Origin of the sequence: Burkholderia sp. Ac-20345, assembly GCF_017104825.1 — a bacterium.
GTDB lineage: Bacteria > Pseudomonadota > Gammaproteobacteria > Burkholderiales > Burkholderiaceae > Burkholderia > Burkholderia lata_B.
Genome location: NZ_JAAGPO010000050.1, coordinates 46,798 through 59,946 on the forward strand (window position 1 = coordinate 46,798; position 13,149 = coordinate 59,946).

Genomic DNA, 13,149 nt, shown 5'->3' on the forward strand with positions numbered 1-13,149 from the left:
AAAACATTGCCTTCATCGTCCACCCCGCCGTGTGCACCCATTACCGCGCCCCCGACGAAGACCCGGGCATCAGCGAGCTGAAGATCGGCATCGGTGATCTGTATCGCCGCGACCCGTGGGCACCCGACGTGTATCCCGACTACGCGGCGCCGGTCGCGTGCGCCGATGGCGATGGCCTCGAGGTCGTCGCGGCCGTGTTCGGCTTCTGGCCGAAATTCATGCAGCCCGAGCGGCTCGACGAGAACGGCCGTAAGAAAAAGAAACTCGATACGGTGAACGCGCGGGCGGAAACGGTCGGCTCGTCGCGGCTCTACGGCAACGCGTGGCGCAACGGCCAGCGCTGCCTGATTCCGGTGCGCTGGATCTTCGAGCCCTGTTACGAAACCGGTCGCAACGTGTGGCACAGGATCGGCGTCGACGGCTGGCAGCCGTGCTGCGTCGCCGGCATCTGGCGGCGCTACGAAGGCGGCGACGGCCGCGAATGCGTGGGCATGGCGATGCTCACGGTCAACGCCGACGCGCACCCGCTGTTCGCGCGGATGCATCGGCCCGGCGAAGAGAAGCGGGGCGTCGTGATCCTGCGTCGCGACGATTACGACGAATGGCTGCACGTGCGCGACATCGAGGCGGCGCGGCGCATGCTGAACCTGCTCCCCGCCGCCGACATGACGGCCGAGCCCGATCAGGCATCGCCCGCGCGCACCTGACCTTTCATTATTCCGACATCCAACTTTCGACTGAACGGGTCGAACGTATCCCCATTATTCGGACAATTTCGACAATCGGCCGATACCGGGTAATCACCGATACCTCACAAGTTGTATATACAAGATCATCCGCTGGCAATGTCGGCACACGTCGTGCCGCTTGCGCGCCAGTGCGCAGACCGTGCGTGCGTGGCGCATGCCGGCGATCCACGGCGCCCCGCACCCGCCGAGCCGAAAGGGCGGCTCGCAGCTTCCTGTCTCGTTCAAACCATTTGTGATCCTGAGTATTTTGGAGATTTCCCCGTGTCAACGAATCCCAGTGGAAAAGCCGGCGGCCTGATCGAAGTACGTTCGATCGACTTCATTCCCGACGCCGAGCGCCACGGCGGCTTGATGAGCCAGTTCACGCTGTGGCTGTCGGCCAACATGCAGATCACGGCCATCGTCACGGGCGCACTCGCCGTCGTGCTGGGCGGCGACGTGTTCTGGTCGCTGGTCGCGCTGCTGCTCGGCCAGTTCATCGGCGGCGGCGTGATGGCGCTGCACGGCGCGCAGGGACCGCAGCTCGGGCTGCCGCAGATGATCTCGAGCCGCGTGCAGTTCGGCGTGTACGGCGCGATGATCCCGATCGTGCTCGTGTGCCTGATGTACATCGGCTTTTCCGCAAGCGGCTCGGTGCTGGCCGGGCAGGCCGTCGCGCAACTGCTGCATATCGACGACGCGGCCGGCATCCTGCTGTTCGCGGCCGTGATCGTCGTGCTGACCGTGTTCGGCTATCGCGCGATTCACGCGGTCGGCCGGATCGCGAGCGTGGTCGGCATCGCCGCGTTCGTCTACATGTTCACGCAGCTGTTCGCGAACCACGACATCGGTGCGCTGCTCGCGAACAAGCATTTCTCGCTCGCAAGCTTCCTGCTGTCGATGTCGCTGTCCGCGTCGTGGCAGATCGCGTTCGGCCCGTACGTCGCCGACTATTCGCGCTACCTGCCGCGTTCCACGTCGTCGGTCGCGACGTTCTTTGCGGTCGGCCTGGGCTCGGTGATCGGCGCGCAGGCGGCGATGGTGTTCGGCGTGTTCGCGGCAGCACTTGCCGGCGCCCAGTTCGCGCACCACGAAGTGTCGTATATCGTCGGCCTCGGTTCGACGGGTGCCGTGGCCGCGCTGCTGTACTTCAGCATCGCGTTCGGCAAGGTGACGGTGACGGCGCTCAACGCGTACGGCAGCTTCATGTCGATGGCGACGATCGTCAGCGGCTTTCGCGGCAAGCACGCCGTGTCGTCGAAGAGCCGCCTCGTCTACATCTTCGGGATGATCTGCGTATCGACGCTCATCGCGCTCGCGGGCCGCCATTCGTTCCTGAAGGAGTTCACCGCGTTCATCCTGTTCCTGCTTGCGTTCTTCACGCCGTGGAGCGCGATCAACCTGGTCGACTACTACTGCTTCACGCGCTCGCGCTACGACGTGCCGGCGCTGTCCAATCCGGACGGCCGCTACGGCCGCTGGAACGTGATGGCGATCACGATCTACGTGGTCGGTATCCTCGTGCAGTTGCCGTTCATGTCGACGCACATCTACACGGGGCCGCTCGTCGACGCGCTCGGCGGCACCGACATCTCGTGGATTCTCGGCCTCGTCGTGCCGGCCGTGCTGTATTACATCGGTGCGCGCGCGTCGCGCCGCAGCATTCCTGAACGCCTGATCCTGCCGCTCGAACGCGGCGAAGTTCACCACTGACGACACGTCACGCGCATCGGGCCGGCGGGCTGCCGGCCTGACTGTCGCGCGAGCCGGGCGCTGCCTGCGCCGGGCTTCTCCCCACGTTTCCTTTCCCGCGATACCGGTGCGGCGTGACTGCCGCATGCGGTGTCGTTTCATTCTCTGACTATTGAATAGTATGACTAAGCAAATGACAGCCCGCGGAAGCAATTCCCGGGCGCGGATGGTGCACGCCGGTCTTCGCATGACGGTCGCGGCGGCGTGCGTCGCCGGACCGGGCGCCGCGTTCGCGCAGGACGGCGTCACGCTGTACGGCGTGATCGACGAGTTCGCGCAGTACGTGAATACGGGCAACGGCTACACGGCGGCGATCAATTCGGGCGGCCAGTGGGGCAGCCGGTTCGGGCTGAAGGGCGGCGAGGATATCGGCGGCGGGCAGAAGATCGAGTTCGCGCTGGAGAACGGCTTCAACCCGAACGACGGCTCGCTGGCGAGTTCCGGCAGCATGTTCAACCGGCAGGTGTGGGTCGGCATCGCGGGGCAGTGGGGCAAGGTGCGCGCGGGCCGCCAGAATTCGCCGCTGTTCAACGACCAGGGCGGGCAGGATGCGTTCGGCGGCGTCACGCAGGCGTCCGGCATGGACAACCTGACCGTGTTCGCTTACCGCACCAGCAATACGCTGTCGTACCAGAGCCCGGAGATCGCGGGCTTCCAGGGCGGGCTGTACTTCGGGTTCGGCGATGCGGGCGGCGTGCGCTCGGCAGGCTCCAGCCAGCAGTTCGACCTGACGTACGAACACGGGCCGTTCGGCGCGTTCGTCGCGGGCCAGTGGCTGAAGAACGCAACGGCGACCACGACCGATCGCACGATCATGGCCGGCGCGTCGTACGAGATCGGCAAGGCAACCGTGTACGGCGGCTTCTCCGCGGTGAAGTGGTCCGATTTCGGCATCGATTCGCGCGTGTACGGGCTGTCGGTCAAATACCAGTTCAATCCCGCGAACTACGTGGCGCTCGGCTACGCGTATCTGCACGACCAGTCGTCGCAAGGCAACAATGCGGACCAGTTCGGGTTGATGTACGAGTACGACCTGTCGAAGCGCACGAGCTTCTACGGCGCGCTGTCGTACCTGCGCAACCGCAACCAGGCCGGCTATACGCTCGCCGGTGCGGCGAACCCCGGCCTGCCGCTCGCGTATCCGGGTGCGAATGCACGCGGCGTGCAGCTCGGCATCGTGCATCGGTTCTGACGAGGCCGACGCGCCGGGCCGTGCACGCCCGGCGCATTTCACGGGCGCGTTCGCGCCGCTACTTCCCCAGCCGCTCCGCGAGCGAATAGCGCTGCATGCAGCGCTCCATCGCGTCGAGAAACGCGTGCTCGGCCGCGTTCATCTTGCGGTCGCGATGCCACAGCAGGAACACGTCGACATCGACGAGCCCGTCGTCGGGCGGCAGCCGCCACAGCCGCTGCTGCGCGATGTCGTCGCGCACGATGTGCTCGGGCAGGCAGCCGATCCCGTAGCCGGCGAAGATCAGCCGCCGCACTTCCTCGAGGCTCGGCGACGACGCGACGATGCGCCCCGTGAAGCCCTTCTGGTCGCGAAACACGGTGAGCGGCGACAGGCTGTCGCCGATCTGGTCGCTCGTGAACGACACGAAATTCTCCGCGAGCAGATCGTCCATCCGCAGCTGCGTCTGCCCGAACAGCCGGTGATGGCGGCCGCAGTAGATCGCATAGCGCTGGCGCAGGAAGCAGCGCATCTCCAGCTTGTCGTGCGGCGTGCGGCACAGGCCGAGCCCGGCCGTGGCCGTCTTCTGCAGCAGTGAAGACAGAATGTCCGACGAGCGCATCACTTCGATCTGCAGGTCGATGCGCGGATACGCGCGATGAAATTCCGCGAGGAATTCATCGTAGACGGGTGACTCGATGCGGCTCACCGTCAGGAGCCGGATCGAACCGGTCAGGTCGGCCGTGCTGTCGTCGATTTCGGTTTCGAGGCGCGAGATGCCGCCGTAGATATCGCTCGCGATCCGGTAGACGGCTTCGCCGGCCGGCGTCGGCGCGAAGTGCGTGCCGCGCCGCTCGATCAGCTTGCGCTCGAGCGTGTCCTCGAGCCGCCGCAATGCCTGGCTCACGGCCGGCTGCGTGACGTGCAGGCGCGCGGCCGCGCGGCTCACGCTGCGCTCCTGGATGATCACCAGATACGTGCGCAACAGGTTCCAGTCGAGGCGGTCGTTCAGGAACGGGGCGAGGTCGGGGCGCATCGGGTCTCCGGGCGAGGCGTCAAGGCTGACATTAGTTGAATTTATACGGTGAATAATAACTTGAAATTTGACTAATGATTTGCGGTCGCCGATAAAGGAGGGGTGCCGCAGCGTGCGGCACAAGGCCGCGACAGACGGCCGTCACACGATATTGTGCGTCGCTCCGCAGCGGCGCGCGTCAGGAGCCCGCATGACCCAGTCCCTTCCTTCCGCCCGCCAGCCGGGACGCGCCGCGACGGCCGCGTTCATCGGCACGATGATCGAGTGGTACGACTTCTACATCTACGCGACCGCTGCCGCGCTCGTGTTCGGCGAACTTTATTTCCCGTCGCATGACCGCTTCGTCAGCACGATGGCGTCGTTCGCGACGTTCGCGGTCGGCTTCTTCGCGCGGCCGCTCGGCGGCGTGATCTTCGGCCACCTCGGCGATCGGATCGGCCGCAAGAAGGCGCTGATGACGACGCTGATGATGATGGGCGTCGCGACCGTCTGCGTCGGGCTGCTGCCCGATTATTCGAAGGTCGGCATGCTCGCGCCGGTGCTGCTCGTCGCACTGCGCGTGGTGCAGGGGATCGCGGTCGGCGGCGAATGGGGCGGCGCGGTGCTGATGGCGGGCGAGCATGCACCGCAGGGGCGCCGCACGTTCTTCGCGTCGTTCGCGCAGCTCGGCAGTCCGGCCGGGCTGATCCTGTCACTGATCGCGTTTCGCGCGGTCACGTCGATGGACAAGGCGGACTTCCTCGCGTGGGGCTGGCGCCTGCCGTTTCTCGCGAGTTCGGTGCTGCTCGTGGTCGGCATCCTGATCCGCCTCGGCGTGAACGAGTCGCCGGAATTCGCACGCGTGAAGGAGACGAACCGTACGGTGAAGCTGCCGGTCGCGGAAGTGTTCCGCTCCGCGTCGGGGCTCGTGGCGCTCTGCATCGGCGCGAACACGATCGGCATCGCGGGCGTCTATTTCACGAACACGTTCATGATCGCGTACACGACGCAGTACGTCGGTGTCTCGCGATCGCTCATTCTCGACAGCCTGTTCGTGGTCGCGATCATCCAGTTCGTCGCGCAACCGATCGCCGCGTGGACCGCCGAGCGCATCGGCGGCGCGCGCTTCCTGAAGCTCGCGGCGCTGCTCGCGATGCTGTCGCCGTACCCGATGTTCATGCTCGTGCAGGGCGGCACGTCCGCTTCGCTGATCGCCGGTATCGCGCTCGCGGTGGTCTGCATGGCCGGCTTCTATTCGGTGATTGCCGGTTTCGTCAGCGACGTGTTTCCCGCGCACGTGCGCTATTCGGCGATCTCGCTCGCCTACCAGATCTGCGGCGCGATCGCGGGCGGGCTGACGCCGCTCGTCGGCACGTGGCTCGCGCATCGCTTCGCGGGCCAGTGGTGGCCGCTCGCGGTGTTCTACACGTGTCTCGCCGGCATCTCGCTGCTCTGCATCGTCGCGCTCGACGCGCGCCGCGCGGCACGGCCGGCCGCCGCCGAAGCGCTCGGCTCGCAGTGAACCTCAACGAACGAATTCATCCGGAGTGCACATGAAAGACCTGCTGGAAATCGACGGCGCCCGTTTGTGGCAGAGCCTGGCGGACATGGCGCGCGTCGGCGCGACGCCGCGCGGCGGCGTGCGGCGCCTCGCGCTCACCGAAGATGACCGTCGCGGGCGCGACCTGTTCGCGCAGTGGTGCCGCGACGCGGGGATGACGGTGAGCGTCGACGCAGTCGGCAACCTGTTCGCGCGGCGCGACGGCACCGATGCGCAGGCCGCGCCGGTGCTGATCGGCAGCCATCTCGACACGCAGCCCGAAGGCGGCCGCTTCGACGGCGTCTATGGCGTGCTCGCCGCGCTCGAACTCGTGCGCACGCTGAACGACGCAGGCATCGCGACCGGCAAGCCGCTCGAGATCGTGTCGTGGACCAACGAGGAGGGCGCGCGCTTCGCTCCGGCGATGCTCGGCTCGGCCGTGTTCACGGGCGCATTGCCGCTCGACGATGCGCTCGCGAAGCAGGACGCCGATGGCGTCACGCTCGGCGCGGCCCTCGACGCATGCGGCTATCGCGGCACGCGTGCGACGGGCGGCGCGGTCGATGCGTACTTCGAAGCGCATATCGAGCAGGGTCCCGTGCTCGAGGCGAACGGCACGACGATCGGCATCGTCACGGGCGGGCAGGCGATCCGCTGGCTCGACGTGACGGTGACGGGCGTGGCCGCGCACGCCGGCACAACACCGATGCCATATCGCAAGGACGCGTATTTCGCGAGCGCGCAGATGGCGCTCGAACTCGAACGGATCGTCGCCGGTTATGCGCCACGCGGGCTTGCGACGATCGGGCAGCTCGGCATCCGCAACGCATCGCGCAACACCATTGCCGGCGATGTGACGTTCACGGTCGACCTTCGCCATCACGACGATGCGCAAGTCGATGCTATGGAGCGTGAATTGCGCGATGTGTGCGCACGCGTCGCCGCCGCGCGTGGCGTGCAGGTCGCGGTTGAAACCTGCTGGCGCAGCCCGGCGACGCCGTTCGATCGCGACTGCGTCGAGCAGGTCGCGCAGGCGGCCGCCGCGTTCGGCTATACGAACGAGCGGATCGTCAGCGGCGCCGGGCACGACGCGATCCTGCTCGCGCGTAGCGTTCCGACCGCGATGGTGTTCATCCCGTGCGTCGATGGCCTGTCGCACAACGAAGCCGAGGATGCGCTGCCCGACGACGTGACGCGTGGCACGAACGTGCTGCTTCATGCGGTGCTCGCGCGCGCCGGTGTTGCAGCGGGCATTGCCGTGGCGGCCAGCATGCAGGATGCGTGACGCGACGAACCGATAAATCGAAAAGCCGACGAGGGCGAACGATGAAAACCTATTTCCATCCCGAGCAGTTACTGCACCATCCGCGCAGCTACCTGTCGCGCGGCCAGATGCGTGAACCGCAGGAAGTGCCCGAGCGCGCGGCGCGGCTCGTCGCGGCCGTCCGGTCGCTCGACTTCGACGTGCGCGAGCCGGCCGACCGAGGCACTGCACCGATCGCGGCCGTGCACGACATGAACTACCTGCGCTTCCTGGAAGAAGCGCACCGCGACTGGAAGCAGATGCCCGACGACTGGGGCGACGAAGTGATGTCGAACGTGTTCGTGCGCGACCCGAACCCGCTGCGCGGCGTGCTCGCGAAAGCCGCGCGCTACCTTGCCGACGGCAGTTGCCCGGTCGGTGCGAACACGTGGCGTGCCGCTTACTGGTCCGCGCAGGGCGCGCTGGCGGCCGCGGCCGACGTCAACGACGGCGCGCGCGAGGCGTACGCGCTGTGCCGGCCGCCCGGCCACCACGCGCGCCGCGACGCGGCCGGCGGCTTCTGCTACCTGAACAATGCGGCGATCGCCGCGCAGTCGCTGCTCGGCCGCCATCGCCGGGTGGCGATCCTCGACACCGACATGCATCACGGGCAGGGCGTGCAGGAGATCTTCTACGGCCGCGACGACGTGCTGTACGTGTCGATCCACGGCGACCCGACCAACTTCTACCCGGTCGTCGCGGGCTATGAGGAGGAGACGGGCAAGGGGGCCGGCGACGGTTTCAACCTCAACCTGCCGATGCCGCACGGCGCGCCGGAGTCGGCGTTCTTCGAGCGGCTCGACGATGCGCTGCGCGCGCTCGCGCGGTTCCAGCCCGATGCGCTCGTGCTCGCGCTCGGCTTCGATATCTACAAGGACGATCCGCAATCGCAGGTGGCCGTCACGACCGAGGGTTTCGGGCGGCTCGGCGGCGCGATCGGCGCACTTGGGTTGCCGGCGGTGATCGTGCAGGAAGGCGGCTATCACCTCGACAGCCTCGACGCGAATGCGCGTGCGTTTTTCGGCGGGTTCGCCGCCGCGCGCTGACCGGCGCTGCAGGGTGCGACCGCGTGCGTGCGGTTGCAGGTTTTCCGGACGCACGCCGATAATTCGATGAGATGAACGCCGCTGCGTACTGTCAGGCAGCAGTCGGTGACCGAAATTGCACCACGAACACCAATGCTGCCGAGAGCAGGCACGCAATGAATAGCAGAAGGATTCGAACAATATCCACTCCCGCCAAGGACCACGGCCCCCCGGTCACCACTGACGAGAACTCTCTGAACAGGGCGCCGTAGTGTCCCAACGGGACGAAGGCGCACCACGCCAAGGTGGCCCAACACCCCGCGCGCAAGTAAAAGAAAAGCGACGCAACAAGAAACAGAACGATAGCCAGATGCTTGACCATGGAGAAGAGCTGAGCGCCTTCGAGAGTGCCCCACTCAAACCAGACTGTGGTCAGGACGACGTAGGCAACCAGAGGCAGCGCCACAACGTACACGAGCTTCGGTCTGTCGGATACGTTGCGATTTCCCGCTTTGTTTGAAAGATGCATAACTTTGGTTTTCGAGAGCAGTTTTGCTCTCAAACTCCTTGCTGTGCGTCATGACTCCGATCGTCATATTGCCGAAGGCCCCCGGGCAAGTGACATTACGGAAGATGAATTTGGGAATCACGGCCATTAAAATTCCGTGAGGATTGGCAACTCAGACCATGAGCATAACTGCATCGATCTTGAATGTCCGCAATCGGGGATTTTCGCCACTGACCGGTGATGGCCGACTGCAGACAGCGCGGCCTGTCACCAATTCCAGGGGCGGGTTGCCCGAACGGCCGTTGTCGGCAAAGACAGCTTGCTGAATCAGGGCGTTCATATACGTGCCTATGCTGAATGAATGCACGAAGGAGAGCCGCACGATGACAGCAGACCAAATCAGACGCGGTGCGATCGCGCTCGCGCTCGCCGCGCCGGGCGTCGGGTCGCTCGCGAACGCGACGGAGCCCTCGATTCCGTTGCGCGTCAGTCTCACCATTCCGGAAACCTGCACGATCGGCACCGGCGAGTCGCAGGGCGCCGCCGATGCCGGCATGCCGCGCGTCAGTTGCATGCACGGCACGCCGTTCGTGCTCAGCCACGCGCCGCTGCCCGATGTGCGATCGGCGCCGCACAGCGTCGGCGCGGGCGCGCCGCCCGCATGGACCGTCACGTTCTGAACGGCGCGCGCGGCGCGTGCGCCCGCTCATGCCGCTGAACGCTAGAAACTGATCGTCGCAGTGATCATGTCGCTGTAGTTGCCGGGCGCGGGCGTGGTCTGGGCCGGCACCGCGCCGTACACGGTCACGACCTGCGACGTGCCGGTGCCGACACCCGTGACCGTCGCGCTGCCGCCCGTGCCGTCGCCCCATGCGACCGAGTGCGTGGCGTCCGTGTAAAGCCCGTAGCCGATCGTGCCGCCACCGCTGCTGCGCTGCATCTGGCGAGCCGTCACGTTGCCGCTGTTGCCGCCGCTCAGCGCGATTTTCCACGCGTCGCCGTTGGTGCACTGCGCGGTGATCGTACCCGTTGCCGCGAGTGTGCCCGTCAGCAGGCTCGCGGTGCCGAAGCTGACGTTGGTCGCGTTGATGTTGCAATTGTTGATGACGTTGGCGGTCGCGCTGAACGGGAAGGTCCCGTTCGATGTCGTCAGCGACGCGCAGGTTGGCGCACCGAGCAGGTAGAACCCGGCGTTGATCGATGTCGTGTTGCCGCCGAACGTCTGCGAGTAGGTCGTCGTGCTGTCGCCGGTCGTCGGCACGGTCGGCTGGTTCCCGGTGATCTGTCCGTACACGGTGACCGTCGCGGACGCGCTCGTGCCGAGCGCGGGTTTGACGAGCGTGACGGACGCCGGGGTCGTACCGGAATACACGGAGCCCCACGCGACCGAATGCCCGCCGTCGAGATAGAGGTCGTACTGCATTGCGTTGCTGCCGTTGACGAGGCTGCGCGGGCTCGTGCCGCCGAGATTCAGGCATACGACCACGTTCGGCGTCAGCGAGACGGTCGACCACGTGCAGGTGATGCCGACCGTGCCGGTCACGGCGACCGGCGCGTTGGAGATCGGGCTGACCGAGCCGAAGCTCACGTCCGATGCGGTGGCCGTGCAGCTTTCGGCCTGTGCGTGACGGGGCGAGCCGAACCACGCGACGAAGGCAACGAGGACCAGCAGCGCGAGCCTCATGGCGCGGCCCGGCAGGTGAGGGGCCCGATGGTCGGCAGTGTGCCGTTGCCGGGCGCGGTGAACGCGAAGTCCGCGACGCAGCGTTGCGTGCCGTAGTCGATCACGAGGTGGTTGTCCTCCTTCAGTTCGTCGATGAACGTGAGCCCGTCGTAGCCGACGATCGTATCCGCGCCGCTTTCGGCGTGATGCACGCGCGCACCGGCCGGCAGCGGGCGGCCGTCGGTATCGCGCAGGATCACCGACGCCGCGCGATAGCGCGATACGCCGAATTGCGCGACGACGCCCGATTGCGCCTGCGGCACGACCGTCATCGACGTGCGCGTGATCCGCGCATCGGCGGGCAGCTTCATCGAGTCGATCGCGATCTGGTTGTTCTGGTACGCGTTCAGGTCGGGCACGAGCAGGTGCCCCGCGCGATCGGTCGTGCCGATCACGCGGTTTTCGTGCAGCACCGGAATGCCCGCGACGCCATCGGTCGATACCAGCGCGAAACCGTCGTAGATGCGGCGCGACAGTTGCACACTGCTGTCCATGAACACCAGCGCGCCGCTGACGTCGAGCGATGCGCCGGTCTGGCGGTCGATGTTCTGCGCGGCCGCGATGACTTCGCCCGCATGACCGAGATAGCGGACTTGTGCCTGCCGGTAGGGCACCGCGCCCGTGCCGCCCGTCTGCACGCCCCAGCCCCAGCCGCCGCCGTAGTCGGGCGGGCGGCTCGCGTCAACGGTGTAGTTCGACTGGCCGCGCTGGCGCCCGACGGTCGTATTGATCGACGTGTTGCGCCCGAGCCCGATGTTCAGCGACACGAACGCGCCGTTTGTGCCCTGCTGCGCGAAGTCGCGGTACGCGCTCACGCTCAGCGACGCGAGATCGCCGAAGCTCAGCGTGTACGACACCGTGCCGATCCGCGTGCTCGGGCCTTGCGGCAGCCGGAAGCCGATATAGCTGAGCGACAGCGTCTGGCGGTGCATGAACGGCAGCGCGAGCGTCGCCTGGTCGGTCGCCGCGGGCACCGTCGCGCCGTCGCGCGAAGCGAGATCGCCGTAGCGGCCGAACGCGCGGATCGTCTGCGCGTTGATCGAGAAGCGCGGTGCGATCAGCTGGTAGCCGACGCTCACCTGCGTACCTGGATAGCGGCCGGCGCTGCCTGCGACCGCGCCGCTCACGACGCCCGCATTGCCGAGCCGCAGCAGCGCGCCGACGCCGGTGTTGAGCACGCCGCCGGTCGCTTCCGCGTGCCCCTCGACGGTCAGCGCATCGGTCACGCCGCGCCGCATCGAGCCGCTGACGGCCGGCCGCGCGTCGTAGTCGAACGACTGCAGCCCGTAGTTGCGGCGCAGGAAGCCGGCTTCGAACGAATAGCTCGACAGCCCTGCGGACAGCATGCGCGTATCGACGTAGAGCGGCACGGACGTCGCGACGGTGCGCCCAAGCGCGTCGCGCGTGATGACGGTCGCCTGCCCGGCGCCCGTGATGCCCGGCACGTCGCGGATGATGAACGGGCCGCTCGGCACGTTGCCCGTGTACTGGCGCACGTTGTTGATGTACAGGTCGACCGCCGACGGTACGGCGGCGGAGCCTGCGAGCGACGGGATCGGGAACGTCACGAGATCGGGCCGCAGCGCGAAGTTGCTACGCCACTGGAAGCCCCCGAGGCGCACCGAGCGCGTCCACGCGAGCGATCCCGAGATCGTGTCGCCGATCTGTGTCGTGCTCGGCCGTGCCGGGTCCGAGCGGCTCCATGACGTATCGAAGCGCGTGTAGCGCCGGCGGCCGTTGTAGAAGGTCGCGACGCCCGTGGTGTCGAACACGCCGCCCGGATCGAAGTAGCGCACGTCGGTGTACAGCGAGTACTGCCGGTCGCCGAGCGTCTGCGCGTACGCCTCGTAGTTGATCGCGACGCCGCGCGACGCGCTGGCCGCCTGCGTGGGCCGCAACGCGCGGCTGTCGACCGCGTACGGCCGGCGCAGCGTGTCGGGCATCTGCAGGTCGACGCTCTGGCGCGCCGCGTCGTAGCGGTAGCGCAGGCCGGGAATCGTGTCGAGGTCGACCGTCGTCGCGTCCGCGATGCCGAGCCGGTCGGTCGCGACGCCGATTGTTTGCAGGTCGGCGCCGCTCGCCGACAGGTGGCCGTCGCGTTCGCGGAAGTGCGCGAGCAGCGTCGTGTTTTCGCCGTTGACGCTGACCTCGAGGATCACGTCGTGCGTGCTGTCGGTCATCACGAGTGCCGTGGGTTCATCCGCGCGTGCGCAGCCGAGCGCGAGCAGGCCGCCGGCCACGACGGCCGCGCGCGCGGCGCCCGGCAGAACGGAAGAGGGGCGTGTAGGGAAAGAGTGTTGAGCTAACGTGTCGATCTTGGTTGGCGCCGCGTCAGTGAAGAAAAACAACAATGTATACGAGCCATGTCCCGTTCTTTTCAGTCA

Annotated in this window: 10 protein-coding genes; 7 read left to right on the forward strand and 3 right to left on the reverse strand. The window is 66.9% G+C overall.

Annotated features, from left to right (window positions below; all coding sequences use genetic code 11):
• Positions 1 to 29: 29 nt before the first annotated feature.
• From G3O06_RS19540 to G3O06_RS19550, 3 genes are all read left to right on the forward strand, one after another.
• The gene (locus G3O06_RS19540; protein WP_205817181.1) at positions 30 to 707 is read left to right on the forward strand and encodes an SOS response-associated peptidase family protein; all 678 of its coding nucleotides are present in this window, start codon (positions 30 to 32) and stop codon (positions 705 to 707) included.
• Between the two features lie 303 nt (positions 708 to 1,010).
• A complete protein-coding gene (locus tag G3O06_RS19545; protein WP_205817173.1) occupies positions 1,011 to 2,441 on the forward strand; it encodes a cytosine permease in 1,431 nt (476 codons plus the stop codon).
• Between the two features lie 160 nt (positions 2,442 to 2,601).
• Positions 2,602 to 3,672 carry a porin gene (locus tag G3O06_RS19550; RefSeq protein WP_205817174.1) on the forward strand — a complete coding sequence of 357 codons (1,071 nt, stop codon included), beginning with the start codon at positions 2,602 to 2,604 and terminating at the stop codon, positions 3,670 to 3,672.
• Between the two features lie 58 nt (positions 3,673 to 3,730).
• Here G3O06_RS19550 and G3O06_RS19555 read toward each other — a convergent pair whose 3' ends face one another.
• Entirely contained in the window at positions 3,731 to 4,687 is a 957-nt protein-coding gene (locus G3O06_RS19555; protein WP_011351555.1) for a LysR family transcriptional regulator, read from the reverse strand.
• A 190-nt stretch (positions 4,688 to 4,877) separates the two neighbouring features.
• Here G3O06_RS19555 and G3O06_RS19560 point away from each other — a divergent pair, with 190 nt between their 5' ends.
• From G3O06_RS19560 to G3O06_RS19575, 4 genes are all read left to right on the forward strand, one after another.
• On the forward strand, positions 4,878 to 6,188 hold the full coding sequence (locus G3O06_RS19560) for an MFS transporter (protein WP_174915224.1): 1,311 nt from the start codon (positions 4,878 to 4,880) through the stop codon (positions 6,186 to 6,188).
• A gap of 31 nt (positions 6,189 to 6,219) precedes the next feature.
• On the forward strand, positions 6,220 to 7,491 hold the full coding sequence (locus G3O06_RS19565) for a Zn-dependent hydrolase (protein WP_205817175.1): 1,272 nt from the start codon (positions 6,220 to 6,222) through the stop codon (positions 7,489 to 7,491).
• Positions 7,492 to 7,532: 41 nt separating this feature from the next.
• Positions 7,533 to 8,555 carry a histone deacetylase family protein gene (locus G3O06_RS19570; protein ID WP_205817176.1) on the forward strand — a complete coding sequence of 341 codons (1,023 nt, stop codon included), beginning with the start codon at positions 7,533 to 7,535 and terminating at the stop codon, positions 8,553 to 8,555.
• An 870-nt stretch (positions 8,556 to 9,425) separates the two neighbouring features.
• Positions 9,426 to 9,722 (forward strand): hypothetical protein, encoded by a 297-nt coding sequence (locus tag G3O06_RS19575; protein ID WP_205817177.1) that lies wholly within the window; start codon positions 9,426 to 9,428, stop codon positions 9,720 to 9,722.
• Positions 9,723 to 9,763: 41 nt separating this feature from the next.
• On the opposite strand, the gene G3O06_RS19580 is transcribed toward G3O06_RS19575, so the two are convergent.
• Together G3O06_RS19580 and G3O06_RS19585 are read right to left on the reverse strand one after the other, a co-directional pair.
• Positions 9,764 to 10,726: a spore coat U domain-containing protein gene (locus tag G3O06_RS19580; RefSeq protein WP_174998195.1), complete on the reverse strand. Its 963-nt coding sequence runs from the start codon at positions 10,724 to 10,726 to the stop codon at positions 9,764 to 9,766.
• Complete coding sequence (locus tag G3O06_RS19585) at positions 10,723 to 12,945, reverse strand: fimbria/pilus outer membrane usher protein (protein ID WP_241020142.1); 2,223 nt, start codon at positions 12,943 to 12,945, stop codon at positions 10,723 to 10,725. Before G3O06_RS19585 ends, G3O06_RS19580 begins: the two co-directional genes overlap by 4 nt.
• Positions 12,946 to 13,149 lie beyond the last annotated feature (204 nt).